The 23,921-nt window shown below is 49.7% G+C and carries 26 protein-coding genes; 16 read left to right on the top strand and 10 right to left on the bottom strand.

Annotated features, from left to right (window positions below; translation table 11 throughout):
- Positions 1 to 335 precede the first annotated feature (335 nt).
- On the bottom strand, positions 336 to 2,819 hold the full coding sequence (locus Q9L42_RS03460) for an ABC transporter permease (RefSeq protein ID WP_305909820.1): 2,484 nt from the start codon (positions 2,817 to 2,819) through the stop codon (positions 336 to 338).
- Positions 2,816 to 3,499: an ABC transporter ATP-binding protein gene (locus Q9L42_RS03455; protein ID WP_305909821.1), complete on the bottom strand. Its 684-nt coding sequence runs from the start codon at positions 3,497 to 3,499 to the stop codon at positions 2,816 to 2,818. Before Q9L42_RS03455 ends, Q9L42_RS03460 begins: the two co-directional genes overlap by 4 nt.
- On the opposite strand from Q9L42_RS03455, the gene Q9L42_RS03450 reads away from it, so the two are divergent.
- The 8 genes from Q9L42_RS03450 (at position 3,498) to Q9L42_RS03415 (ending at position 9,143) form a co-directional block, all read left to right on the top strand.
- Complete coding sequence (locus Q9L42_RS03450; protein WP_349431904.1) at positions 3,498 to 4,097, top strand: arylesterase; 600 nt, start codon at positions 3,498 to 3,500, stop codon at positions 4,095 to 4,097. The genes Q9L42_RS03455 and Q9L42_RS03450 overlap by 2 nt on opposite strands.
- A gap of 223 nt (positions 4,098 to 4,320) precedes the next feature.
- Positions 4,321 to 4,455 (top strand): 50S ribosomal protein L34, encoded by a 135-nt coding sequence (gene rpmH, locus Q9L42_RS03445; RefSeq protein ID WP_305909822.1) that lies wholly within the window; start codon positions 4,321 to 4,323, stop codon positions 4,453 to 4,455.
- Positions 4,456 to 4,824: a ribonuclease P protein component gene (rnpA, locus tag Q9L42_RS03440; protein ID WP_349431901.1), complete on the top strand. Its 369-nt coding sequence runs from the start codon at positions 4,456 to 4,458 to the stop codon at positions 4,822 to 4,824.
- The gene (gene yidD / locus Q9L42_RS03435; protein WP_305909823.1) at positions 4,806 to 5,039 is read left to right on the top strand and encodes a membrane protein insertion efficiency factor YidD; all 234 of its coding nucleotides are present in this window, start codon (positions 4,806 to 4,808) and stop codon (positions 5,037 to 5,039) included. Before rnpA ends, yidD begins: the two co-directional genes overlap by 19 nt.
- Positions 5,032 to 6,726, top strand: coding sequence for a membrane protein insertase YidC (yidC, locus tag Q9L42_RS03430; protein ID WP_349431899.1), 1,695 nt, complete (start codon positions 5,032 to 5,034; stop codon positions 6,724 to 6,726). The genes yidD and yidC overlap by 8 nt, the downstream gene beginning before the upstream one ends.
- Positions 6,727 to 6,728: 2 nt before the next feature.
- Entirely contained in the window at positions 6,729 to 8,072 is a 1,344-nt protein-coding gene (gene mnmE / locus Q9L42_RS03425; protein ID WP_305909824.1) for a tRNA uridine-5-carboxymethylaminomethyl(34) synthesis GTPase MnmE, read from the top strand.
- A gap of 495 nt (positions 8,073 to 8,567) precedes the next feature.
- On the top strand, positions 8,568 to 8,846 hold the full coding sequence (locus Q9L42_RS03420) for a type II toxin-antitoxin system RelE/ParE family toxin (RefSeq protein ID WP_305909825.1): 279 nt from the start codon (positions 8,568 to 8,570) through the stop codon (positions 8,844 to 8,846).
- A gap of 9 nt (positions 8,847 to 8,855) precedes the next feature.
- Positions 8,856 to 9,143 carry a HigA family addiction module antitoxin gene (locus tag Q9L42_RS03415; RefSeq protein ID WP_305909826.1) on the top strand — a complete coding sequence of 96 codons (288 nt, stop codon included), beginning with the start codon at positions 8,856 to 8,858 and terminating at the stop codon, positions 9,141 to 9,143.
- A gap of 85 nt (positions 9,144 to 9,228) precedes the next feature.
- Here Q9L42_RS03415 and Q9L42_RS03410 read toward each other — a convergent pair whose 3' ends face one another.
- The gene (locus tag Q9L42_RS03410; protein WP_305909827.1) at positions 9,229 to 10,224 is read right to left on the bottom strand and encodes a hypothetical protein; all 996 of its coding nucleotides are present in this window, start codon (positions 10,222 to 10,224) and stop codon (positions 9,229 to 9,231) included.
- A gap of 308 nt (positions 10,225 to 10,532) precedes the next feature.
- On the opposite strand from Q9L42_RS03410, the gene Q9L42_RS03405 reads away from it, so the two are divergent.
- A complete protein-coding gene (locus tag Q9L42_RS03405; protein ID WP_305909828.1) occupies positions 10,533 to 10,907 on the top strand; it encodes a DUF2784 domain-containing protein in 375 nt (124 codons plus the stop codon).
- Here Q9L42_RS03405 and Q9L42_RS03400 read toward each other — a convergent pair whose 3' ends face one another.
- Positions 10,908 to 11,123, bottom strand: a complete 216-nt coding sequence (locus Q9L42_RS03400) for a DUF2905 domain-containing protein (RefSeq protein ID WP_349431896.1) — start codon at positions 11,121 to 11,123, stop codon at positions 10,908 to 10,910. It lies immediately after the preceding gene.
- A gap of 46 nt (positions 11,124 to 11,169) precedes the next feature.
- A complete protein-coding gene (locus Q9L42_RS03395) occupies positions 11,170 to 11,802 on the bottom strand; it encodes a hypothetical protein (RefSeq protein ID WP_349431894.1) in 633 nt (210 codons plus the stop codon).
- Between the two features lie 336 nt (positions 11,803 to 12,138).
- Between Q9L42_RS03395 and Q9L42_RS03390 the strand changes: the two genes are divergently transcribed.
- Positions 12,139 to 12,471: a hypothetical protein gene (locus Q9L42_RS03390; RefSeq protein WP_305909830.1), complete on the top strand. Its 333-nt coding sequence runs from the start codon at positions 12,139 to 12,141 to the stop codon at positions 12,469 to 12,471.
- Between the two features lie 57 nt (positions 12,472 to 12,528).
- Here the strand turns inward: Q9L42_RS03390 and Q9L42_RS03385 are convergent, their stop codons facing one another.
- Together Q9L42_RS03385 and Q9L42_RS03380 are read right to left on the bottom strand one after the other, a co-directional pair.
- The gene (locus Q9L42_RS03385) at positions 12,529 to 12,978 is read right to left on the bottom strand and encodes a hypothetical protein (protein WP_305909831.1); all 450 of its coding nucleotides are present in this window, start codon (positions 12,976 to 12,978) and stop codon (positions 12,529 to 12,531) included.
- A 444-nt stretch (positions 12,979 to 13,422) separates the two neighbouring features.
- Entirely contained in the window at positions 13,423 to 14,295 is an 873-nt protein-coding gene (locus Q9L42_RS03380; RefSeq protein WP_305909832.1) for a fumarylacetoacetate hydrolase family protein, read from the bottom strand.
- Positions 14,296 to 14,980: 685 nt separating this feature from the next.
- Here Q9L42_RS03380 and trpE point away from each other — a divergent pair.
- The 4 genes from trpE (at position 14,981) to trpC (ending at position 19,700) form a co-directional block, all read left to right on the top strand.
- Positions 14,981 to 16,468: an anthranilate synthase component I gene (gene trpE / locus Q9L42_RS03375; protein ID WP_305909833.1), complete on the top strand. Its 1,488-nt coding sequence runs from the start codon at positions 14,981 to 14,983 to the stop codon at positions 16,466 to 16,468.
- The gene (locus Q9L42_RS03370; protein WP_305909834.1) at positions 16,465 to 17,055 is read left to right on the top strand and encodes an anthranilate synthase component II; all 591 of its coding nucleotides are present in this window, start codon (positions 16,465 to 16,467) and stop codon (positions 17,053 to 17,055) included. The genes trpE and Q9L42_RS03370 overlap by 4 nt, the downstream gene beginning before the upstream one ends.
- A gap of 2 nt (positions 17,056 to 17,057) precedes the next feature.
- Positions 17,058 to 18,074: an anthranilate phosphoribosyltransferase gene (gene trpD, locus Q9L42_RS03365; protein ID WP_305909835.1), complete on the top strand. Its 1,017-nt coding sequence runs from the start codon at positions 17,058 to 17,060 to the stop codon at positions 18,072 to 18,074.
- Positions 18,075 to 18,902: 828 nt separating this feature from the next.
- Positions 18,903 to 19,700, top strand: coding sequence for an indole-3-glycerol phosphate synthase TrpC (trpC, locus tag Q9L42_RS03360; protein WP_349431890.1), 798 nt, complete (start codon positions 18,903 to 18,905; stop codon positions 19,698 to 19,700).
- Between the two features lie 73 nt (positions 19,701 to 19,773).
- Here the strand turns inward: trpC and Q9L42_RS03355 are convergent, their stop codons facing one another.
- Entirely contained in the window at positions 19,774 to 20,520 is a 747-nt protein-coding gene (locus tag Q9L42_RS03355; RefSeq protein ID WP_305909836.1) for a methylenetetrahydrofolate reductase, read from the bottom strand.
- 313 nt (positions 20,521 to 20,833) lie between these two features.
- Between Q9L42_RS03355 and Q9L42_RS03350 the strand changes: the two genes are divergently transcribed.
- Positions 20,834 to 20,965, top strand: coding sequence for a hypothetical protein (locus Q9L42_RS03350; RefSeq protein WP_305909837.1), 132 nt, complete (start codon positions 20,834 to 20,836; stop codon positions 20,963 to 20,965).
- Between the two features lie 24 nt (positions 20,966 to 20,989).
- Here Q9L42_RS03350 and Q9L42_RS03345 read toward each other — a convergent pair whose 3' ends face one another.
- Both Q9L42_RS03345 and Q9L42_RS03340 read right to left on the bottom strand, forming a co-directional pair.
- Positions 20,990 to 22,432 carry an ATP-binding protein gene (locus Q9L42_RS03345; RefSeq protein ID WP_349431887.1) on the bottom strand — a complete coding sequence of 481 codons (1,443 nt, stop codon included), beginning with the start codon at positions 22,430 to 22,432 and terminating at the stop codon, positions 20,990 to 20,992.
- A 20-nt stretch (positions 22,433 to 22,452) separates the two neighbouring features.
- On the bottom strand, positions 22,453 to 23,112 hold the full coding sequence (locus Q9L42_RS03340) for a response regulator (protein WP_305909840.1): 660 nt from the start codon (positions 23,110 to 23,112) through the stop codon (positions 22,453 to 22,455).
- Between the two features lie 505 nt (positions 23,113 to 23,617).
- Between Q9L42_RS03340 and Q9L42_RS03335 the strand changes: the two genes are divergently transcribed.
- Positions 23,618 to 23,920 carry a hypothetical protein gene (locus tag Q9L42_RS03335; RefSeq protein ID WP_305909841.1) on the top strand — a complete coding sequence of 101 codons (303 nt, stop codon included), beginning with the start codon at positions 23,618 to 23,620 and terminating at the stop codon, positions 23,918 to 23,920.
- The last annotated feature ends 1 nt before the right edge of the window (position 23,921 follow it).

Genomic DNA, 23,921 nt, shown 5'->3' with positions numbered 1-23,921 from the left:
TAATAATCACAATAACCTATTTTGAGTGAATGATTAATGAATAGTTGCCGCATGCATTGCTTTAAATTTTAGATTAACCTGAGTTTGGGTTAACAAACCAGCCTGTATCAGGCAGCTCTTCCAGAAGACGCCGTTCACCCAGCACCTAAATAAACAAAAATCGGCCATGCCGCGCACACTTCCTCCAGAGCTACCTGATACTGTCTTAACTCTTTGCAATATATGATTCTTTTATCCCGAACTGAGGTTAGATTAATACCGCAGGGTCACGGAGAGGCAAAGGTCTCTTTATAACAGACTCTGCGCCTCGGCGCCTCTGCGGTAATATCAAACATCTAAAGTTCGCGAAAAATCCGCATCGGCGATTTTTTCACGACGCCGCGCACGCCCCAATAACCGGCCAAGGCAATGAAAAAGCTTCCACATGTTAAGGTGACCAGCCATTGGGTGAGGCTGGGCTGATATTCAATATGCAGGACGAAATGGTATAAGGCCAGCAGCAGGCTTTCCGACATGATCAGTGCCAGCACGGCCGATAGCAGGCCCAATGAGACGAATTCCAGCAGATGGGCTTTTCTCAATAAAGTGCGATTGGCGCCCAGCGTGCGCATCAGCGCGCCTTCATAAATGCGGCTGTCCAGCGTTGCGTAAATGGCCGCGAACAAGACGGTAAATCCCGCCAGCAAGGCGAAATACAGCAGATAATTGATTGCCTCGGTCAGTTGCGTCAGGATACTTTTAAATTGCTTTAAGATCAGATCGACCTCGAGTATCGTGATGCCGGGGTGGTTTTTTACCAGCGTGTTCAAATAGTTCTTTTTTTCATCGGGCAGATAGAAGCTGGTGATATAGGTATTGGCGTAATTGTCCAGCGTGCCCGGTGAAAATATCATGTAAAAATTGGGTTTCATCGTATCCCATTGCACTTGCCGGATACTGCTGACGGTTGCGGTCAACTGCCGGCTGCCGATCGTAAAAGTCAGTTCATCTTGCAGGCCGACTTTTAGGCTTTTCGCCAGCTTGGACTCTATCGAAACCAGACCTGTTTTATCGCCAGTCCACCATTGCCCGGCGACCAGTTTGTTGTCCTCGGGCAGCGCGTTGGACCAGGTCAGACTTAAATCACGGTGAGTGGCTCGCTCGCCTTGGGAGTCCTTGGATACTATCCGTTGTACCGGCAAGCCGTTGATCTTGACCAGTCTGCCCCGCACCACCGGATAAAATCGACTGCCGGTGATGCCTTGCTCCACTAATTGCCGACGCAGGTCCTCTTTTTGGTTGGGGAAAATATTCAACGCAAAATGGTTGGGAGCATTTTCGGGTAATTGTCGCTGCCAGTCGTTCAACAGGTCGGTGCGCACCGTCAGGCTCAGAATCATCGCGACCAAGGTGATGCTGAAGGCCAGAATCTGGCTGCTGGTGGTTTGTGCATGGCGAGTCAGGTTTTGTAAGCCGAAACGCCAGCTTAGGCTTAGACTGGGAGGCAGTCTGCGCAATTGTATTAATAAGGTGTAGACCAGCAAGCCCAGCAACAATGTCGTCAGCAAACCGCCGCCGATGATGATGGCGGTCATTTTAAGGTCTTCGGTATAACGCCAGGTCAATACGCCGATCAGCGCCAAAGCCAGGCCGTAAATCAGCCAGGCGCTAGTCGGCAATGGCTCCAGGTCGCGACGGAGGACTCTAAGAGGGGAGACCTTCTTCAGTCTTAACAAAGGCGGTAGCGCGAAGCCGAACAAAATCGCCAGCCCGCTGAGAAAACCGAAAATGACGGCAAAGAAACCTGGGTCGGCGACTCGCGCCGGAAACAGATTTCTCAATAAATGAAACAGGGCCTCTTGCGCCAACCAGCCCAGGATGCAGGCGATGGCGCTGGCAACGACGCCCAGCGCCAGAAACTGGCAGATATATAGCCACAACACTTCATGCTGTTTGCACCCCAGGCAACGAAGGATCGCGGTGGCATTGAAATGGCGTTCGCTATAACGTCGTGTGGTCATCGCGATGGCGACGCCGGCAATGACGATCACGACGATGCTGGATAGGCCCAGATAGCGTTCGGCCCGGTTCAATGCGGCGCCTAGTTCCGGCCTATCCTCATGAATATCCATCAGGCGCTGGGAAGCGTTCAGATGGGGCTTGACCCAGCGGTTAAAGGCGAGCAGCGATGTTTTGTCGCCACTGAACTGGAAAAAATAATGGACATGACTGCCGGGCTGTAAAACATGGGTGGCGGCCAGGTCGGCGCCGTTAATCATGACCCTGGGCGATAAGCTGTAAAGATCGCCGCGCTTGTCCGGTTCGTAAGTGATCAGTTGGCTGATGGTGAGTGGCTGCTCTCCGACCGTTAAGGTATCGCCTAGCGTTAGTTTCAAGGCCGACAGGACGCGTTTTTCAACCCAGGCCTTGCCGATTTCAGGGCCGCTATGGCGCAGGGTTTCCTGTTTGTAGTCATCGGTCATGGTTTTCAGATAACCGCGCAACGGATAATGGGCGCTGACGGCCTTGACGCCGGCTAAAAGCATCTCATCGTTCTCGATCAGTACGCTGGAAAATTCCGCGGTTTTAGCCGTTTGCAGATGCAATTCGCGGGCTTTTTTCAACCAGTGTTGCGGAATTGGAGCAGGGCTGGTGATCACGAGATCGGCGGCGAGAAATTCGGCGGCCTGATTGCTCATCGTGCGATGCAGGCGATCGGCAAACAGGCTGATCGCGGTGGCGCTGGTTACCGCGATGATCAACGCCAGCAATAGAATCGTTAGTTCGCCGGAACGTGCGTCGCGCCATAACAGCCGCAGGGCCAGATTAAAACGGCTCATAGCAGATACCCGGCTTCCAGTTTAACGGTGCGTTGGCAACGGCCGGCTAGCGCGTTATCGTGAGTGACCAGCACCAGTGTCGTGTGTTTTTCCTGATTCAGCTCAAACAGCAGCTCGATAATCTGGGCGCCGGTTTTACTGTCCAGGTTGCCGGTCGGTTCGTCGGCGAACAGAATGGCCGGTTCGGTGACGAAGGCCCTGGCCAAAGCCACTCTTTGCTGTTCGCCGCCGGACAATTGCTTGGGCGTATGCGATAAACGATGACTGAGGCCGACTCTGTCCAGCAATGCCGAGGCCTTGTCCTCGGCGTAATGATCGCCGCCCAGTTCCAGCGGCAGCATGACATTTTCCAGCGCGGTCAGGCCCGGCAGAAGTTGGAATGATTGAAACACAAAACCGATGTAGCGATTGCGGACATCGGCCCGACCATCCTCATCCATCGTCGTCAGTTCCAGGCCGTTCAATTGAACGGCGCCGGTGCTGGGCGTGTCCAATCCAGCCAACAGACTTAACAGCGTGGACTTCCCGGAACCGGATGAGCCGACGATAGCGATGCTGTCTCCGCGTTTGATTGTTAAATCGACAGATGACAAGATATGCAGTGGGCCGTCGGCTGTCGTGACGGTTTTTCCCAGGTTTTCGGTATTAATGATCGGTTGATCGGAGTAAGTTTCAGGCATGTTTAAATTGATATTTGCGGCGGTATTGTGTTTATTTTCGGCTACGGTCACGGCTAAATCAATCGTCGTGTTAGGTGATAGCATTAGTGCCGGCTACGGCATGGAAGTTCAACAAGGCTGGGTGGCCCTGTTGCAAAAACGCTTGGATCAGCATGATAGCGGCTACAATGTCTTTAACGAAAGCATCAGCGGAGACACCACGGCTGGCGGGCTGGCGCGCATCGATCAGGCGTTGGACCGGTATCATCCCAAATTTTTGATCTTGGAATTGGGCGCTAATGACGGCTTACGCGGCTTGTCGCCGAAGCGGATGAAGGCGAATCTGGCCGAAATCATCAAACGCGCTCAAAAAAGCGGAGCCAGCGTGCTGCTGCTGAGCATGCGCATTCCGCCCAATTATGGCAAACGCTATACCGAGATGTTTTATAATGTCTATCCGCAATTGGCAAAGGAAATGCAGGTCATTTATGTGCCCTTCATATTGGAAGATGTCGCGCTGGTTAAGGAATTGATGCAGCACGACGGCCTGCATCCGAACGCCAAGGCTCAAGCGATGATCGCCGACAAGGTTTGGCAATATTTACAGCCGCTGTTGTAAACAACTGTCGTACATGCTTCATTTTAATAGGGGTTTCAGCGTGTCCGCCAACAGCGCCGGCGAAAAAGCAGCGCTGGAGAAGGGATGGGGGGAAAAGTAGCAATGCTCAGACTGGGAATTGCGGGTGGTAATGAATAAAAATTGACAGAATACAGTTATTTACCGTATCATCCGATGTCTTTTTTATCCGTTTTTTGTTAATCACTAATTAGGCTGTAAACAAATGAAAAGAACTTATCAACCAAGCAAAATCAAACGCGCCAGAACTCACGGTTTCCGCGCCAGAATGGCGACCAAAGGCGGTCGCAAAGTGCTGAACGCTCGCAGAGCGAGAGGTCGCGCTGCGCTGACAGTTTAATTGTCGGCGGAAGCATACGGTTTTCCCGTTCAGCTAAGGTTACGGACGCCGGCTGATTATAAAAAAGTCTTTGCAAACCCGGTCAGGTCGACGGATAAATACTTTACCCTGTTGGCCATTCGGAATGATCTCGATCATCCGCGCCTGGGTTTGGCGATTGCGAAAAAAAATATAAAAAAGGCAGTCACAAGGAATCTGATCAAAAGAACTGTCAGGGAAAACTTTCGGTTACGACAACAAGAACTCATTAATATAGATATTGTTGTATTAGCACGAAGGGACGCAGCCGCTGCGCCCCCGGTTGTTTTGAGAAAGTCATTGGAAAGGCATTGGCTTAAACTGGTAAATCGATGCGATTCCTGCTCATAACCCGCACTAAGATTTATAAACACCTTATAAATCGCCGGCCTGGAGGAACTTTACAGTTTTTCCCGGGCTGTTCAAGTTATGGCTTAGAAGCGATTCCGCTTCATGGAGCCGACAAAGATTCTTACCCCGCTCTCAGACGACTGTTAAAATGCCACCTTCTATACCATGGTGGCATTCACCCTGTTCCAAACAATTTGGTAGATAATAATGGATAATCTTAGATTTGTACTCATCATGGCGTTCGTGATGATCTCTTATATGCTTTGGGAAGCCTGGCAGTTCGATTACGGCCCCAAGCCGCAGTTGCCGGTTTCCGACACGCCGGCCGTGGTCAGCGGCGGGGAAGACCTGCCGGCTGCGGACGGCGCACAACAAGACGCTACCAATAAAGAAGCAGTGCCATTGTCGACAGTCACTGCGGAAAAAATTATTCGGGTGAAAACCGATGTCGTTGACTTGGAAATCGATACGCAGGGGGGAACCTTACGCAATCTTGATTTGCTCCAGTATCCCAAGGATAAAAAAAATACCGTCGTCAACAAGCTATATCGCATGGTTGGCCTGGAACATGAAGAAACCGATGTTTCGCCTATCCGCCTGTTCGACAGCAGTCTAGACAATTTATATTTGGCGCAAAGCGGTTTGATTGCAGGGGAAAATTCAAGCGCACCTGATCATCATGCCGTCTATGCTTCCGAAAAAGACAGTTATAAGCTGCAAACCGGTGAAGATACGCTGGTCGTGCCGTTGACTTGGACCGATGAACAGGGTTTGGTGGTTAACAAAGTCTATACTTTTAAGCGCGGCAGCTACGATGTCGAATTGCGTCATGAAGTCATCAATAATACCGGCGTCGTTTGGTCCGGCAGACAATACAACCAGCTGTTAAGAAAACCATTTTCCGAAAGCAATGGCAACAACTTCATCCGTACCTATGCCGGCGGCGTAGTCTATACCGAAGAGGACAAGTACCAAAAAGTCGATTTTGAAGACATGGCCGATGAAAATCTAAATGTGGCTTCCGTCGGCGGTTGGAGCGCGATGATTCAGCATTATTTCGCTGCGGCATGGATTCCACCGCAAGACCAGAAAAATCACTTTTATACCAAGGAGTTGAAAGATTGGCGTTATGTGATCGGGTCATATTCCCCGGCTCGAGAAGTCAGCGCAAACGATAAGACCGTTTTCAGCTCACAATTGTATGCCGGTCCGAAAATACAGCCGGCGATGGAAGAGGTCGCGGAAGGCCTGGAACTGACCGTCGATTACAGTTGGTTGACCATCATCGCCAAGCCGATTTACAAGTTACTGAATATCATTCACGGTTACGTCGGTAACTGGGGGCTGGCGATCATGGGCGTGACGCTGGTGATTAAACTGTTGTTCTTTAAACTGTCTCAGGCCAGTTATCGCTCGATGGCCAAGATGCGCAAGATTCAGCCCAAGCTGAAAGAATTGCAGGAAAAATACAAAGACGACAGACAGCGTTTCAATACCGAAATGATGGCGATGTACAAGCGGGAAAAAGTCAACCCGTTGGGCGGCTGTCTACCGATCATGGTGCAGATCCCGGTATTTATTTCGCTGTATTGGGTGTTGGTGGAAACGGTGGAACTGCGCCAGGCTGATTTCGCCTTGTGGATACAGGATTTGTCCGCGCAGGATCCTTTCTATATCCTGCCGCTCCTGATGGGGATCACGATGAAGATTCAGCAGAGTCTGAATCCGGCGCCTATCGATCCGTTACAGGCCAAAGTCATGAAAATGTTCCCGATCGTTTTCACCGTGTTCTTCCTGTTCTTTCCAGCCGGTTTGGTGCTGTACTGGGTTTGCAATAACACGCTGTCGATTATTCAGCAGTGGTATATCACTCGTCAGATCGAAGCCGAGGGTAATAAATAACGGTGAGCCCACTGGCTAACGATACCATTGCGGCCATCGCAACACCGCCGGGCAACGGCGGTGTCGGTATCGTACGTATCTCCGGTCCGGCGGTGCAGAGCATCGCCGGACAACTCAGCAACAAATCCTTACACCCCCGCTACGCTATTTATAGTCATTTCCTCGATGCCGATCATGTCGTCATCGACTCGGGATTGATGATCTATTTTCCCGGCCCCCATTCCTATACCGGTGAAGACACCCTGGAATTGCAGGGACATGGCGGTAGCGTGGTGTTGGATATGTTATTGAGAAGAGTTCTGTCGCTGGGAGCCCGCCTGGCCAATCCCGGCGAATTCACCGAAAGAGCTTTTCTCAATAATAAACTCGACTTGGCCCAGGCCGAAGCAGTCGCCGACCTGATCGAAAGCAGCACCGAACAATCGGTGCGGTCGGCGCAAAAATCGATGCAGGGCGTCTTTTCCGATCAAATTCATCAACTGGTCGAAGAACTGACCGAGCTGAGAGTTTATGTCGAAGCGGCGATCGATTTTGTCGACGAGGAAATCGACTTCTTAAGCGACGGCCTTGTCGAAAGCAGGATCAGCCGCTTGTTAGAAAAGGTGCGCACAATATTGAAAACCGCGCAGCAGGGCAGGTTGCTGCGCGACGGCATGACCGTCGTATTGGCCGGCAAGCCGAACGCCGGCAAATCCAGTCTGCTCAATGCCTTGGCCGGGCACGAGGCGGCTATCGTCACCGATATCGCCGGCACCACCCGCGATGTGTTGAAGGAGCGCATACAGATCGACGGCATGCCGCTGCATATCATCGATACCGCCGGCCTGCGCGACAGCGACAATGTTGTTGAGCAGGAGGGCGTCCGCCGCGCTCATGCCGAAATCGAAAAGGCCGACAAAATTTTGCTGCTGATCGATTGCAGGGAGCCGGAATCGGAATCGGTGATCAGAACGTTGCCGCCAGGCGTCGACATCACCAAAGTCTACAACAAAATCGACCTGCTCGGCATAGAGCCGGAAATCGTCGAATCGGAACATGGCGCGCAAATCTATTTGTCGATCAGGACTGGCGCCGGCATGGAATTATTGCGCGAACATCTGAAGAAAAGCGTCGGCTATAACGATGCCGCCGGCGATGTCTTTATCGCCAGAAGGCGGCACATCGAAGCCTTGAACAGAGGCGAGCAGAGTATCGAAAGCGCGCTGAGTCAACTAGAACATCGGTCAGGCGAGCTAGTCGCCGAAGACCTGCGCCAGGCCCAAAACAGCTTGTCTGAAATCACCGGTGAATTCACCTCGGACGACCTGCTCGGCAGGATCTTCAGCTCGTTCTGCATAGGGAAGTGAAGTAGTTATTTTATCCCCAACCATTGCAAACTATTGCTAAACATTGCGAACATACATCATTGTTTTAAAACGGTTAATTTAGAAAAAAGAAAAATAGTACTTTGCGGTCGTTCGCCTTGTTTAGCTTTGTTTCTCCAAAAATTGATCCGTATTTGCTCCAAGGTTAGAATCTGGGAGCAATGGGATCAAGATTGGAGCAAACATGAAAGTATCTGTTAACAAGCGGAACCCCAACTCGAAGGGGCTACAGCAGCTTCGCCTGGGAAAAGGGGACAGGCTACTTTTCAGGCTACCTTTACCTCATCGAGAAGGCTAAGCATCGTAATTATCCGGATCTGGTTATCATGCTAAAAATGTATGTTATCCCGTTTAGAACTACAAGGTCTTCAGAAAGAAATTGACTTAAATTGCGGGTCTAGTGTACGAGATATGCAGATCTAGATAATAACTTATGCTGCTTGACACCTGATACGTACCGGGTTACGATCTGCTTCTATGATTCGAAGCTTCAAACATAAAGGTTTAGCCACGTTTTTCAAATCCGGCAGCACTGCTGGTATACAGGCAGCCCATGCTAATAAGCTTCGCCTCATTCTCGGCAGACTCAACGTCTCTATAGCTCCTAAAGACATGGATTTACCAGGGCTTCGATTGCATGAATTGACAGGTAACCGCTCTGGTACATGGTCAGTCACGGTTAGTGGCAATTGGCGTGTTACTTTTCGTTTTGAAGGTGAGGATGTTGAGGTAGTGAATTACGAAGACTATCATTGAGGTGTCACCATGTTAATGCACAATCCGCCGCATCCTGGCGAAATTATCAAAGAGTTTTGCCTTGATCCGCTTAACCTTTCTGTTACTGAGGCTTCTAAGGCCCTTGGCGTCAGCCGGAAAACCCTGAGTGCTGTGCTCAATGGCCGTGCAGGCATCAGTCCTGAAATGGCAATTCGATTGTCCATAGCTTTTAATACGTCATCAGAGAGCTGGCTTATGCAACAGACCCAATACGATCTATGGCATGCTGAGCAGCACCGCAATGAATTACACGTTAAAAAGCTTGTGGCTGCTTGAACCGTCGCATAACGAATAGGTCGACACTGGGGTCAAGCCTTACATTTGACATTTTTTCTATCTGCTTCCGATAAATAAACATGAGTCAATGTTTATTTGAATCGAGTCTGACCCCGAAGAACACCGAAGAACACACTTCTTCCTTGATGATTTGTTTGGCAACATTTTTGGCGTTGTCTTTCGCATCTTCCTTTGCTTGGTTCTTGGCTGCTTGTTTGGCAGCTGCTTTAGCAATCTGTTTAGCGGCATCTTTGGCAGCCTGTTTGGCAGCATCTTTAGCTGAATGTTTGGCGTTGTTTTTTGCCTCATTCTTGGCAGCGTCTTTAGCCGCCTGCTTTGCGACGTTCTTGAATTCGGCCTTCAATTGATCTTTGGAATTAAACCTGTCAATCTTGCTAATGAAGCTGTCTTTCTGAATTTGACTTTTCTCAGACATGCGGTCGGCTTGTCTGAGAAACATATCGTTATCTTTTTCGTCGGCTTTGGCTGCGAACTTATCGGCAAGACTGGTAAATTTTGCTTCTTCTTCGTAAGCCTTAGTGAACATACTGATTTGCTGGAAGTTATAATCGCCATCGATTACCGCTTGTAAGTCTTCCGAGTCAATATCGACAAGTAAATTGCTCGAGACGGCGTTATTCAATTTCTGGTTTAAAGCGGTAATTTGTTCATCGGATAACTGTTCGACCTGTGCGCTAATGGCAGATGTTTCATCTTCCAAGGTCTGTTCTGCTGTAGACAGGTTTGAAATGGCTTGTTCGACTTCGCCTTCAAGAGTGTTTACTTTTTCTTCCAATGCCTGAATTTCTTCTTCGCTGGCGCTGTCTGAATTCTGGAGAGTCTGGAGTTCCTCTTGAGTGCTGGTTAATTCCTCCTGCAATCCGTCGAGTGTTGTCTGAGCGTCTTCTACGTCCTGAGCGTCATCGGCTGATAAGGTTTCGATGAGTAGATCGGAGTCATTAAATTTAGATTCGGAAACTTCTAGATTTTCGCCATCGTCCTCTGTCGCTGCAAACGAGGCCTGGCCGCTCGCTAGTAAAACAGCGCTTAAAAACGCAGGAATAAGGAATTCTACTTTCATGGTTATATACCTCTGATCCGTCAATAATTTTACAAGCTTAGAAGTATAGGATTGAAGTCGCGGGTAAAATGTGATCGAACTTGCATAAATTTTCTTGCTTTATTCGTATCGATGTGCAAGCTATGAGGTGAAGGCCGTCAAGCCCCCCCAAGGATGGGTTTACCCAGCACCTAAATTCCATGGCTACTGGACGATATTTTACACTCCAGGATAATTTAGGTGCTGGGCTCCTCGACAGGCACTCCCCATGTCCTAAGCAACGCAAAAATACTCAAACTGATGGGAATTACTGGAAAATAGACCCTTGTATGCCGTATAGAATAATTGCCGATTTACTGGTTGTGCTCCATTTAGGTTTTATCGTTTTCGTCATGCTAGGCGGCTTATTGTTGTTGAAATATCGCTGGATGGCCTTGTTGCATGTGCCGGCCGTGATCTGGGGGACATTGCTCGAGTTCAGGGGCTGGTATTGTCCGTTGACCGGGTGGGAGAATGATTTTAGGCAGTCAGCCAATCAGGCTGGTTATAGCGGTGGATTTGTCGAGCATTATCTGATCCCACTGATTTATCCTGCGGGATTGACTGCAGACACACAAATTTTGTTGGGTATATTGGTGGTTGCGGTCAATTTGTTGATCTACGCGTATCTTATCTTTTCGATAATAAGACGAGCAAGGCGTTGATTATTTTCTGAAAAAAAAATTTACCAGCAAGGTCAGCAAAAGGCTGATGACGATCATTGAAGTGATCGGTATAAACACGGTGCTGTGTTCGTGTTTGATGTGGATATCACCTGGCAGCTTGCCAAACCAGTTGATCAGCCAGGGTGCGAATTGAATCGACAGGCCAACGAACAATATGAAGGCGCCGGCGGTTATCAAAAACTTGCCAATATCCATGTTGCCTCACCAAGCGATTGTCGTTGTCATAGCGTACTCAGTTTTGCTAAGTGTTGCAACAACGGTCAAATATCCCGATGACTTCCTCGCAGCTCAGCCTGTCTTGCTTGCACTGAAGTATATATTGGGCAAGGTTCAGAATGCATTGCCAATGACTGGAATTATCAATGAAGCGATAAGCTTCATTGAAAAGTTCGAGCATTTTTTTTTCGCGTTGTTTATGGTCGCTAATGAAGGCCGAAAGATAATGGGTCGCGTGTTCGACATCGCTAAGCCCGCCATAATTTTGCAGCGCTTTGGTGTTAACCAGACGTTGATTAAAAATCTCGTCATCTCTGATAGAGACATAACGCGCTTCCGCTAGCGGCCCGACCAGTAGATTGACAACATCGGCCTCGAAGGCGCGTTGTTGATCACGTCGTTCTCGTTCGGACAGGCGAGTGTCGAGAGCGGAAGACAGGTTATGTATTAACAGGCCATCGACGACTTTTGCGGAAAATTGTTGATTCGGCTGAGATGGTTTGTTGATTTGGATTTCAAAATTGACCGGTGCTAGACGCTTTTGTTTGTTGCGGAGGTGGATGGCGGCGGCGTGTCCCGCTTCATGAAAGGCGGTTTGTTTGGCGAGTTCGTAATGGTTGGGCAATTGGCTGGTATCTGTATGATAATTTCTCTGCATCGCGTTATCCCTAAAAGAAAGAGCGGCCTTGCGGCCGCAACAAGGAAGGGTGGCAAACTCTGTTTCCGAGAAGGAAGAATGGAAGAGTTCTAGTAATTCTAGTACCTAAACTAAGTTTATAAAATGCGACATATTGTCGCGGCAGATAAGGCCTTAAAAATTATGTCTCGCTGAGAAAATATCGAGACAGTCGGCATTATCGACTCTAGGGAAGGGCGTGCGGCGCCGGGCTATTTTCAAACCAGGAATATAGTTGTTTGACCGCTCAATATCTTCAGTTACTATAGTACCTGTCATCAGTTGATGGCCTAGTGTACTACATAAGTGGAGGGGATGATGAAAAGGTTAATAGCGATAATGGGTTTGGTTCTTTTCAGTTTGAGTTTACAGGCGCAAGATAAGCCGGGTTCCATGTCAGGAATGCAAGGAATGCAAGGAAAGGGACAGATGCAGATGAGCGAAGAGCAACGCGATGCTCATATGCGCGCCAAACAGGAACAAATGCTCATCATGCATGATTATTATAATAGAATTCTGGCCGAAGAGGATCCGGCAAAGAAACAGAAACTGAAAGATGAGCAATTGGAGTTAATGAAGGCCCATCACAGAAAAATGAGGGAGCATAAGCAGCAAATGAAAAAAATGCATAAAAAAATGATGAATAAATAATCGGCAGGTGGTGTCGGGTGACGAGTCTCTCTGCTGTGAGATCGTCACCCGCCCGACTCAAAACCTTAAATAAAATTTCCATGAGTCGTCACGGCTAATCCCTGACATTCGTTTCCAGTTTCTGTGTCCAGCATCTCTACGATCCCGCTTATGATGATGGACATAACGGTCATTGTTTCGTGACCGGTAAATATTGTCGCTGGCTTTATCCAAGTAGGACATAATTCGCCGTTTTTCAAACTTTGTCAACCAGCGTTTATCGCGCATGCGGGCAATACGCTTGGCCATTTTGCGTTGTTCGCGCTGTAATTTTTTGGCTTCCCTGTGAGTTAAATCACCGTTGATAATGCCGCTGTCAATGCGATGATATTGGCGGTTCAGGCGTCTATCCACTTTTTTCCAATAATGATGAGAATGATAGCCTCTAGAAGGATGAAATTCTCCCCAATCGCCATAACCGGCTAAAGGGAAAGCGATTAAACTGATGATTATAAGAAACTTTTTCATCTCGGCCTCCTGCTGTTTCCAGCGTTGTTTTAGCTTGGTTACAGATTAGCGGAGGCATGCTGAATAAAAAATGAACGTTGTTTAATTAATCGGTGCTTCAAGTCCCCAGCACCTAAATAAAGGAAGATGTATCGCAGCCATTAGCCTATGGAATTTAGGTGCTGGGTAAGCCCATCCTTGCTGCCGACATCCTCGCCAAACACACCCCATGCCCTTTTTGAACGCCAAAGTGGGAATTGCTGCAGTATCAAGCTGAATAAGTGATTGGTAATAAGTATGGTTGTATAAGCCATCATCCATGATAACTGGATTCCGGCAGTCCATGCCGGAATGACGGAGAACCTAAGACCGTCTGACTTTTTTCTAGGCACTTAGTTAGTGCGGCCAAATCAATAAGCTATTGCCGAAAAACGTATAACATTGAATAAATACAAACCGAGTGGTTCAGAACATCATCGTGCTTTCCGGTTCCTCGATTACCGGATTAATCAAGGCGCCTATGCTTTCGATCTCAATTTTCACGGTTTGTCCGGGCTTCAAGTAACCGCGAGGCTTCATTTTGACGCCGACCCCGCTGGGCGTGCCGGTGGCGATGACATCGCCGGGCTCCAAGGTCATCGCCTGACTCAGATAGGCGATCATCTCGAAGCAATTGAAAATCATGTATCGGGTATTGGAGTCCTGCCTCAGTTCGTCGTCGACCCAGGTTTTAATGGCCAGATTATGCGGGTCGCTGATTTGCTCGCGGGTGACCAGCCAAGGACCTAACGGACCATGGGTATCGAAGGATTTTCCCAGCATCCAGGTCGGTGAACGGATTTGCCAATCTCGCACCGAGACGTCATTGGCGATGGTGTAGCCGGCGATGACCTCATGGGCTTTGTCTAAAGGCACATGACGGCAGCGTTTGCCGATCACGAAGGCCAATTCACCCTCGTAATCGACTTTTTCCGAGACTTTCGGTCTATGAATCGCGTCGTTCTGGCCAATGACACAGCTGCTTTGTTTGGTAAAGAAAGTCGGATATTGTGGTTTGTCCAGTCCGGTTTCGCCGATATGGTCTGCGTAATTGAGGCTGATGCCAAGGAATTTACCCGGTCTCGGCACCGGGGCCAGCAATTTGACCTCTGCCAATGGAATGCGGCGGCCGTCGTCGTCTATCAATCGTTGCAGAGCGGCTTTGGCGGTTTCGCCGGCGGCTAGAAAATCGATCATATTGTTGGGAATATCGAGATAGCCTGCGCCATCTACGATGTTGTCGCCGTCAATGGCGCCGATGCCGATATGTTGCTTATAACGAAAAGTGACCAGTTTCATCGCGGATTCGATTGCACAATATAAACTGGCCATTGTATCAACAATTTGCGGTTTGATAGGTTTAGCGTGTTTTAGGACAGCAATTCCCGGTTTGGAGTTCAAAAAGGGCATGGGGTGTGTTTGGCGAGGATGTCGGCAGCAAGAATGCTGTCGTCAAGCCCCTAAGGATGGGTTTACCCAGCACCTAAATTCCATGACTACTGGACTATACTTTACATTCCAGGATAATTTAGGTGCTGGGTGAACGGCGCTCCTCGACAGACACACCTTATGCCCTAGTAACTATTCAGTATCTTTCAGGGTTTAGGGAGTAGACCATTGATTTCTCGGGACGCGTGAATACTTCCATGTAAGCTCTGACTGCAACGTCCTGTTGCAGACAGCCCGATAAATCAATAGCCTACTCCCTCTTATAAAACTACGCTGAATAATTACATGGCCTAAACACAACAAAAATGCTCAAACTGAGACTTGCTGGTTTTAGGAGGCGTCGCCTCGTCACCGATGGGCGCAAGCCGGCCGTCGATTTTTTTCCGCATATCCTGTTTCCCAGCCGATAATGAATACAATTGGCGTTGAACTGTATTCAGTTAACCGCCGCGAAAAGATATAATGAAAGGCTTTTATGAGTATGCTGTCAGTCATGGTGGCAATCGGGCCGCCAAACAACCCTTGAATAACAATAATGACACCAGAGCAATTTAACCAATACGCCCGGCAAGGCTACAACCGCATTCCCGTCAGTCGGGAAGTGTTGGCCGATCTGGATACGCCGTTAAGCGCCTATATGAAACTGGCGGACGGACCCTATTCCTATTTATTCGAGTCGGTACACGGCGGCGAGCAGTGGGGACGTTATTCCATTATCGGATTGCCATGTAAAACGCTGGTCAAGGTTTACGGACATGAAATCACCCTGGAGCAGGAGGGACGGATAACGCAAAGCCTTAATCATCCGCAGCCTCTGCAGTGGATAGAGACATTCCGCCAGCAGTACAAGGTGCCGGATGTCGAAGATCTGCCGCGCTTCAACGGCGGATTGGTCGGTTATTTCGGCTATGAGACTATCGGTTATATCGAAAAACGGTTGCAGTCGACCGGCAAGCCTGATCCGATCGGGAATCCCGATATATTGTTGATGGTGTCGGAAGAAATGTTGGTGTTCGATAACCTGTCCGGCAAGGTGTTGCTGTTGACACATGCGGATCCGGCTCAGCAGGATGCCTATGCCAAGGCCGTGGCTCGACTGGAGGACTTGATCGTCAAGCTGCGCGAGCTGAAGGCCAGACCCGACAGTCATGCTTCGCCTAAGCAGGTGAATGAATCCGATTTCGTCTCCGGCTTTACCCAGGAAGGCTTCGAGAGCGCGGTGTTGAAGGCTAAAGACTATATCGTCGCCGGCGATATCATGCAGGTGGTGTTGTCTCAGCGCCTGTCGATCCCTTATCAAGCCGCGCCGCTGAATCTGTATCGAGCATTGCGTTGTCTGAATCCGTCGCCTTATATGTATTTTCTGAATCTGGGCGATTTTCATATCGTCGGTTCGTCGCCGGAAATTTTGGTTAGGCTGGAAGATGAGCAGATTACCGTCAGACCGATCGCCGGCACCCGTCCGCGCGGAACGACGATGGAAGAGGACCATGAACTGGAGCAGGATTTGCTGGCCGACCCGAAGGAGCTGGCCGAACATTTGATGCTGATCGACCTGGGCCGCAACGATACCGGCCGGGTGGCGAAAATCGGCTCGGTCAAGTTGACCGATAAGATGATTATCGAGCGTTATTCGCATGTCATGCACATCGTCTCGAACGTAACCGGGGAATTGCAGCAAGGCAAAGACGCCTTCGATGTGTTGGCGGCGACGTTTCCGGCCGGCACCGTCAGCGGCGCGCCGAAGATCCGTGCGATGGAAATCATCGACGAGCTGGAGCCGGTCAAACGCGGCGTCTATTCCGGCGCGGTCGGCTATATTTCCTGGTCGGGCAATTTGGATACGGCAATTGCGATCAGAACCGCCGTGATCAAAGATCAAACCTTACACATACAAGCGGGGGCCGGAATCGTCTACGATTCGGTGCCGCGTAACGAATGGGATGAAACGATGAATAAAGGCCGGGCGATTTTCCGCGCTGTCAGTATGGCCGAAGCAGGGCTGGAAGGAGAGAAGTCATGACTGCAGTAAGAGTCGTCATGGTCGATAACTACGATTCATTTACTTACAACCTGGTGCAATATTTCGGTGAATTGGGCGCGGATGTGACCGTGGTGCGTAACGATGAGGTGACAATCGAACAGATCGACGCGATGCGGCCCGACAAGCTAGTGATTTCTCCGGGGCCTTGCACGCCTAAGGAGGCTGGCATCTCGGTCGAAGCCATTATCCGGTTCGCTGGAAAATATCCGATACTGGGCGTCTGTTTGGGTCATCAGAGCATCGGTTATGCCTACGGCGGCCGCATCGTCCATGCCAAAAGCATCATGCACGGCAAAACATCGCCCGTTTATCATCATGATGTCGGGGTGTTCAAGGGCCTCAGTAATCCGTTTACCGCGACGCGTTATCATTCGCTGGTGATCGATCAGGCGACCCTGCCCGATTGCCTGGAAATCACCGCCTGGACCCAGGATGAAGCCGGCAACATCGACGAAATTATGGGTATAAGACATAAGACGCTGGATGTCGAAGGCGTGCAGTTTCATCCGGAATCGATATTGACTGAGCAGGGCCACGATATGCTGCGCAATTTCCTGGAGCGATAAGCATGACGATGCAAGAGGCGATTCAGCGCTTGCTGGACAGACAAAACTTAGGCGCCGAAGAAATGCGGCAGGTGATGCGACTGATCATGACCGGCGGCGCCAGCGACGCCCAGATCGGTGCTTTTCTGATCGCCTTGCGTTGCAAAGGCGAAACGGTCGATGAAATTGCCGCGGCCGCGTCGGTGATGCGTGAATTGGCCGTCAACGTGCCGGTACGCGGCGAACATGTCATCGATACTTGCGGCACCGGCGGCGACGGCGCCAATACCTTCAACATCTCGACGACCTGCGCCTTCGTGGTCGCGGCGGCAGGCGGGCAGGTGGCCAAGCACGGCAACCGTTCGGTATCCAGCAGTTCCGGCAGCGCCGATGTGTTGGAGGCGGCAGGGGTCAATTTGGATTTATCCGCCGAACAAGTCGGCTCATGCGTGGATGAAATCGGTGTCGGCTTTTTGTTCGCGCCGAAACATCATGGTGCGATGAAGCACGCGATCGGCCCGCGCAAGGAAATGGGCGTGAGAACCCTGTTCAATCTGCTAGGCCCACTGTCCAATCCGGCCTCTGCGCCGAATCAGCTGATCGGCGTGTTCGCCAGCCAATGGCTGGAGCCCTTGGCCCAGGTATTGAAAAAATTGGGCAGCAAGCATGTGTTAGTGGTCAACGCCGAAGACGGTCTGGATGAAATCAGTATCGCCGCGCCGACCCATATCGCCGAACTGCACAACGGCGAGATCAAAACTTATACGATCACGCCGGAACAATTCGGTCTGCAAAGGCAAAGCTTGGATAGCTTGGCGGTGGATGGCGCGGAATCCAGTCTGGCGATGGTGAAAACGGTGTTGAATAACGAGCCCGGTCCGGCCAGGGACATCGTGGCGCTGAATGCCGGTGCGGCGATATACGCGGCCAACCTCAGCGCCACGTTGGCTGCCGGCATAGACAAGGCGCAACAGGTGTTGGCTAGTGGCGCGGCACTGCGGAAACTCGATGCTTTGGTGGCCTATTCGAACAAACATTAATTGATGTTGGGTTACGGCTGTCGCCTAACTCAAGCACAAACCTTAATGTAACTATTTAGTATCTTTCGGGTTTTAGGCAATAGGTCATTGATTTCCCAGCACCTAAATACCCTAGGTTATTGGCTATGATTTATAATCTTCGTTAATTTAGGTGCTGGGTGAATGCATCCATGGCAGCTAACGGCATCCTGCCTCACGCGGCACTTGCACTTCCCTGTGCGGCGGCCGCTAGCGATGTCCTATCTCACGCGGCACTTGCACTTCCCTGTGCGGCGGCCGCTAGCGATGTCCTATCTCACGCGGCACTTGCACTTCCCTGTGCGGCGTAAGCTCAGACTGCAACGTCTGACTGCCAGGGAGGGTGGGAATGCCACACCGGTCGGGAACCGGTGAGGTAGACTGCCAGGGAGGGTGGGAATGCCACACCGGTCGGGAACCGGTGAGGTAGACTGCCAGGGAGGGTGGGAATGCCACACCGGTCGGGAACCGGTGAGGTAGACCGCCAGGGAGGGTGGGAATGCCACACCGGTCGGGAACCGGTGAGGTAGACCGCCAGGGAGGGTGGGAATGCCACACCGGTCGGGAACCGGTGAGGTAGACCGTCAGGAACGATGGAAATGCAGATTTTGCAGGTAGAAAATTGCTCCTGCATTTTCTACATTTCCGCCTTCCTTGGCGGTCAGAGCAAAAATCTGCCTGTTGCAGACAGCCCGATAAATCAATAACCTACTCCCTCTTAGTAAAACTACGCTGAATAATTACACTTTAATAAACGTAAGATGGGTAGAACCTCGTGAAACCCATCGATAAAAAATCACTGACTCAATCATGACAGACACTCCCGATATCCTAAAAAAAATCCTCGAAACCAAAGCCGAAGAAGTCGAGCGCCGCAAGGCGAAAAACTCGGTCGAGATGCTACAAGAAATCGCTTCCGGCGTCGAAACGCCGCGTGGCTTCTATCGGGCGTTGAAGGACAAGGCGTTGGCGAAAAAGCCGGCCATCATCGCCGAAATCAAAAAAGCCTCGCCCAGCAAAGGCGTGATTCGCGAGGATTTCCGTCCGGTCGAAATCGCCCAGGATTATGCGATGAACGGCGCGACCTGTCTGTCGGTGTTGACCGACAAGGACTATTTTCAGGGCTCGGAAGTCTATCTGCAATTGGTCCATGACCGCTGCCCGCTGCCGGTGTTGCGCAAGGATTTCATGATCGATCCCTATCAGGTCTACGAGGCGCGCGCTTTAGGCGCCGATTGCATTCTGTTGATCGTCTCCGCGCTGACCGATGCGCAGATGCAAGAGTTGTCTGGATTGGCGAACCAATTGGGCATGGATGTGCTGGTCGAAGTGCATGATGCCAACGAGATGGAAAGGGCATTGCGCTTAGACAGCAAGTTGGTCGGCGTCAATAACCGCAATCTGCGCAGCTTCGAAACCTCGCTGCAAACCACACTGGATTTAATGAAAATGGTGCCGGAAGACCGCTTATTGGTAACCGAAAGCGGCATTCATACGCCGGACGATGTGAAGTTGATGACCGATAACGGCGTCTATGCCTTCCTGGTCGGCGAAGCCTTCATGCGCGCCGAACATCCAGGGCAGAAGATGCGCGAGCTTTTCTTTTAACTAAACCGCCAAGTCGCCGGAACATCGAAAGTGCGATTAAAACACGACGCTCTCGGTGACCTGTCGGGGGATATTAGCTTTGAGACAATTCAAGCTGACCGAAGTATTTTTCCAGATCGATACGGATCGGCATGAAATAGATATTCATGCCGGCTTCGTGGGCCAGTTTTATCGCACGGTTGGCGAAGTCGATATTCCACGGGTAATCGCATCTGAAATCGGCCGGAAACTGGACTTTGTTCTTGACTTCCCAATATTTCATCGAAGCTTCGGTGGTGATTGGGCTCAGGCCGATGAAGGTTTCCAAGCCCTGCATTTGCTCGGCGTAGATTTCGATCATGCGGATGTCGTAAAAGGGCTGTGAGAAGAAGCCGCAGACGCCGGCGTCGGCCTTATGTTTGATATAGTTGCATTCATCCTGTACGCCGTTGCGATGAGAATCGAAGCCGGCGTAGACATTGATATCGGGAAATTGCTGTTTTACCGCACGGATTAAATCCAATACATTGGTCTTATAAAAGCTGCGTTTTAGCCCTTCCGGCGGATCACCGGATACCAGCAGGACATTATCCAGTTGATATTCCTCGATGATTTTGAAAATTTCTCCGGACTTGATATCGAAATCGATCGCTCTTAAATGCGGGATGAACTGATGCCGGCTACGATCGATATGTTTGATGGTTTCCCAGCTGCGGATGGTAAAGCGTTGAATGTCGGGCACATTGATCAGATCGATCGATGGGCCGAGGGACTGAACAAAACGGTATTGTTCCGCAAATGCCTCTTTGCTGCGGGGGACTATCTCGAAAGAAATTTTCATGAATAATGGAGTGCGATGAAATATAAATCTTTACTATTGTATCGAATCCGGGCCGAAATAGGGTAGTATTGGCTATTTTATCCAGCAATTCCCACTTTGGTATTCAAAAAGGGCATGGGGTGTATTTGGCGAGGATGTCGGCAGCAAGGATGCTGCCGTCAAGCCCCCAGGGATGGGTTTACGGCGCTCCTCGACAGACACACCCCATGCCCTAACCCCGCAAAAATACTCAAACTAGGAATTGCTGCTATTTATCATGGATAAAGCTTGATAGCCGCAATCAAACGATGGCGTCACGGGAGGTAAGTACATCATGAGCTTTGCAACATTCGGCAAAATACTGTTGCTGTTAATCTGGCCTTTATTGTTTTTGGTGATTTTGTATTTCAATGACAAGGAAAAGTTCAAGCAACGCTTAAAGCAGTTTAAATGGAAAGACTGGTGATCTTGTGCGTAGTCAATGAAGGCATTATTTTTTTCTGAATAAATGCGTTCGTTTGTGTTTGATCGCGGTGGACGTTGCGAACGGTAAATCAAAAATCAATAAGACAAGCAGTCCTCCCATGCTTGATTTGGAAAAATGAATCTCGGCATCGTGTAGGGTGGCAATGCGTTGCACGATCGACAAGCCAAGACCACTCCCCTCGGTAGTGCTAGCCGTTTCTACGCTGCGGAAAAAACGCCGAGTCAGGCGTTTTCGGTCTTTTTCCTTGATGCCGGGGCCGTTATCTTCGACGCTGAGCCATAATTGGTTTTTTTCTCGCATCGAGCGGATTTTAACCTTGCCGTTTTGCGGTGAATATTTCAATGCGTTTTCGATCAGGTTTCTGATCAGAATGTCGATCAATTGCTGGTTACCGCTGATGTTCAGAGTTTCCGCGGATTGATATTCAATGTCGATATTTTTACGATGAGCCAGTGGTTCGATTTCACTGATGAGATTGACGATTTCCTGATTGATATTGATGACGGCTTGGTCCATTTTTTCGTTTTGGCTTTGGATTCTCGACAGCGTCAATAGCTGTTGCACCATCCGGGTCATGCGTTGCACGGCCTGTTGCGCTTTGTTTAACGCTTGAGTACGTACGCTCTCATCTTGTGTTTTTTGCGCCACCTGAACCTGGGTTAATAAACCGGCTAAGGGGGTGCGTAATTCATGGGAAGCGTCCGAAGTAAAATTGCGCTCGTTTTCGAAAGCCTGTTCGAGTTGCACAAACAGCGTGTTGAGCTCTTTGACGACCGGTATGATTTCTTCCGGCAGATCATTAATCGGCAAGGGTTTAAGATAACCGGCTTCGCGCTTGGCCAGCTGTTTGGTCAGATGATTGAGCGGGGCAAGGGTGTGGCTGACGATGAACCAAATCATCATGCCCAATATCGGCAAACCGATTAAAAAATTCTGCATCAGTTGTCGGGTAACATCATAGGTGATGGATTCGCGGACATCTTCACGTTGGCCGACATGAATAATATATTCGCCATCATGATTGGCGATGCTGAACACATACCAGAGATGTTCGTCCAACGTGGCCTGGCTATAGCCGTTTCGAATTGATGACAAGGCGAATTTGGGGGCGCTGGCAGAGCGGAGTATCAAACCTTCATCCACCGACCACAGTTGGAAAGCGATTTTTCCGGCGTATTGATAAGTGAGATCGTGGGTATGCAGCAGATTAGAGGCGTGCTCCGGGTCCCAGTGTTCCGATAATGAGCCCTCATGCAGCATGCTTTCAACGAAGGCGTGCAAGACCCCGGCCGACTGGGCAAGTTCTTCCCTGAACACCTTGGCGACTTCGCGCTGGGTTTCCTTGAAGCTGATATAGGCGGTGGCTCCCCAGACGATTAAGGTGCAAAACAGCAGATAAAACAGCAGTTGTTTTTTTAACGAATTTGGCAGCACGCGAATGGACATGACGATAAATGCTTGCCGAGTTAATTTTCGTCGATGATATAGCCGACACCGCGGATGGTGCGGATCAGGTTGCTGTCCAGTTTTTTGCGCAAGTGATGGATATGAACCTCGACGGTATTGCTTTCCACTTCGGAATTCCAGGAATACAAGGTTTCTTCCAGACGGGCGCGGGAGGCGACTTGACCGATATGATTCATCAGGAAGCTGAGTATTTCAAATTCTTTCTGCGATAAATCGATCGGTTCGTCGTGGTAAAAAACCTGATGTGAAGCCGGATCCAGTTTGATCCCTTTATGTTCGATCGCCGGCATTTTGCCTGTGCCATAACGGCGGTACAAGGCCCTGAGGCGGGCGCAGATTTCGGCCAGGTCGAAAGGTTTGACGACAAAATCATCGGCGCCGCTGTCCAGGCCATGCACCCTGTCCTTGATGGTATCCTTGGCGGTCAATACCAGCACCGGGGTATGGTCCTTGCGCTTGCGCAGCTCCTTCAGAATGTGGATGCCGTTCATCCTAGGCAAGTTCAGGTCCAAAACCACCAGTTCATAGAGGTTGGTTTTTAACGCTTCATTGGCCAGTTTGCCGTCTGTGACCCAGTCGACGGCATAACCTTCCATAGACAAGCCGGTTTTCAGGCCATCGCCGAGAATTTCATCATCTTCAACCAATAGTAAACGCATGGTATTTGTTTTTTGCTGTGTTCATTAATTAGGGAGGGAGGTTTTCCGCCATGAAGCGGGGCTATTTTGATTGATGCGCGAACGACGATAAATAACTAAGCTTAAGGAATTCTTAAATTACCCATTATTTAATGGCAACTCGGTGGAATTTTCGATGCATAAGGAGCTGGTCGTAGATTGCGACACACGGCCACCCAGCGGCTATTGTGAGTCATAGACTTCGTTATCGGCGGTTCAGTTCATTGAACGGCGCAATTAAAAACGATTGTGTATTGCAAACCGCCAGCCGTCTAATAATAATGTACATTTTTTGTAACTATTCAGTATCTTTCGGGTTTTAGGCAGTAGGTCATTGATTTCTCGGGACGCGTGAATACATCCATGTAAGCTCTGACTGCAACGTCCTGTTGCAGACAGCCCGATAAATCAATAACCTACTCCCTCTTAGTAAAACTACGCTGAATAATTACCATTTTTTTAATTATAAGCTAACAAGGCGACACTCATGATAATAGCGGCTATCAACATACTCATCCTCTCGATTTTAATTCTGATTGTTGGGTTAATTAAACCCAAATGGATATTGTTTTGGATCGATAAGCCAGGCAGAATGCCGATTATCATGATTGCCAGCGTGCTGTTCATGATAGCCGCCACATTGTTCGGTGAAGGCAATAAGCGTAAACAAGAAGCTGAGGCGGCGGCGACTGAACAGAAAGTTGAGCAAAAAGTTGAACAAAAAGTTGAACGTCCGTCCAAAGATATCAAAGATATGCCGACTGCGCAGGAACTGCTAAATACGAAATAAA

The sequence above is a fragment of the Methylomarinum sp. Ch1-1 genome, assembly GCF_030717995.2.
GTDB classification, from domain to species: domain Bacteria; phylum Pseudomonadota; class Gammaproteobacteria; order Methylococcales; family Methylomonadaceae; genus Methylomarinum; species Methylomarinum roseum.
The sequence above is the reverse complement of the archived record's forward strand: the minus strand, read 5'-3'. Positions and strand labels throughout refer to the sequence as shown.

What these genes read in the sequence shown, in the direction of transcription:
- Q9L42_RS03460 (WP_305909820.1), bottom strand. Translation starts at nt 2,819, where the DNA reads ATGAGCCGTTTTAATCTGGCCCTGCGGCTGTTATGGCGCGACGCACGT.
- Q9L42_RS03450 (WP_349431904.1), top strand. Translation starts at nt 3,498, where the DNA reads ATGTTTAAATTGATATTTGCGGCGGTATTGTGTTTATTTTCGGCTACG.
- Q9L42_RS03455 (WP_305909821.1), bottom strand. Translation starts at nt 3,499, where the DNA reads ATGCCTGAAACTTACTCCGATCAACCGATCATTAATACCGAAAACCTG.
- rpmH (WP_305909822.1), top strand. Translation starts at nt 4,321, where the DNA reads ATGAAAAGAACTTATCAACCAAGCAAAATCAAACGCGCCAGAACTCAC.
- yidD (WP_305909823.1), top strand. Translation starts at nt 4,806, where the DNA reads ATGCGATTCCTGCTCATAACCCGCACTAAGATTTATAAACACCTTATA.
- yidC (WP_349431899.1), top strand. Translation starts at nt 5,032, where the DNA reads ATGGATAATCTTAGATTTGTACTCATCATGGCGTTCGTGATGATCTCT.
- Q9L42_RS03420 (WP_305909825.1), top strand. Translation starts at nt 8,568, where the DNA reads ATGATTCGAAGCTTCAAACATAAAGGTTTAGCCACGTTTTTCAAATCC.
- Q9L42_RS03415 (WP_305909826.1), top strand. Translation starts at nt 8,856, where the DNA reads ATGTTAATGCACAATCCGCCGCATCCTGGCGAAATTATCAAAGAGTTT.
- Q9L42_RS03410 (WP_305909827.1), bottom strand. Translation starts at nt 10,224, where the DNA reads ATGAAAGTAGAATTCCTTATTCCTGCGTTTTTAAGCGCTGTTTTACTA.
- Q9L42_RS03405 (WP_305909828.1), top strand. Translation starts at nt 10,533, where the DNA reads ATGCCGTATAGAATAATTGCCGATTTACTGGTTGTGCTCCATTTAGGT.
- Q9L42_RS03400 (WP_349431896.1), bottom strand. Translation starts at nt 11,123, where the DNA reads ATGGATATTGGCAAGTTTTTGATAACCGCCGGCGCCTTCATATTGTTC.
- Q9L42_RS03395 (WP_349431894.1), bottom strand. Translation starts at nt 11,802, where the DNA reads ATGCAGAGAAATTATCATACAGATACCAGCCAATTGCCCAACCATTAC.
- Q9L42_RS03390 (WP_305909830.1), top strand. Translation starts at nt 12,139, where the DNA reads ATGAAAAGGTTAATAGCGATAATGGGTTTGGTTCTTTTCAGTTTGAGT.
- Q9L42_RS03385 (WP_305909831.1), bottom strand. Translation starts at nt 12,978, where the DNA reads ATGAAAAAGTTTCTTATAATCATCAGTTTAATCGCTTTCCCTTTAGCC.
- Q9L42_RS03380 (WP_305909832.1), bottom strand. Translation starts at nt 14,295, where the DNA reads ATGAAACTGGTCACTTTTCGTTATAAGCAACATATCGGCATCGGCGCC.
- trpE (WP_305909833.1), top strand. Translation starts at nt 14,981, where the DNA reads ATGACACCAGAGCAATTTAACCAATACGCCCGGCAAGGCTACAACCGC.
- Q9L42_RS03370 (WP_305909834.1), top strand. Translation starts at nt 16,465, where the DNA reads ATGACTGCAGTAAGAGTCGTCATGGTCGATAACTACGATTCATTTACT.
- trpD (WP_305909835.1), top strand. Translation starts at nt 17,058, where the DNA reads ATGACGATGCAAGAGGCGATTCAGCGCTTGCTGGACAGACAAAACTTA.
- trpC (WP_349431890.1), top strand. Translation starts at nt 18,903, where the DNA reads ATGACAGACACTCCCGATATCCTAAAAAAAATCCTCGAAACCAAAGCC.
- Q9L42_RS03355 (WP_305909836.1), bottom strand. Translation starts at nt 20,520, where the DNA reads ATGAAAATTTCTTTCGAGATAGTCCCCCGCAGCAAAGAGGCATTTGCG.
- Q9L42_RS03350 (WP_305909837.1), top strand. Translation starts at nt 20,834, where the DNA reads ATGAGCTTTGCAACATTCGGCAAAATACTGTTGCTGTTAATCTGGCCT.
- Q9L42_RS03345 (WP_349431887.1), bottom strand. Translation starts at nt 22,432, where the DNA reads ATGTCCATTCGCGTGCTGCCAAATTCGTTAAAAAAACAACTGCTGTTT.
- Q9L42_RS03340 (WP_305909840.1), bottom strand. Translation starts at nt 23,112, where the DNA reads ATGCGTTTACTATTGGTTGAAGATGATGAAATTCTCGGCGATGGCCTG.
- Q9L42_RS03335 (WP_305909841.1), top strand. Translation starts at nt 23,618, where the DNA reads ATGATAATAGCGGCTATCAACATACTCATCCTCTCGATTTTAATTCTG.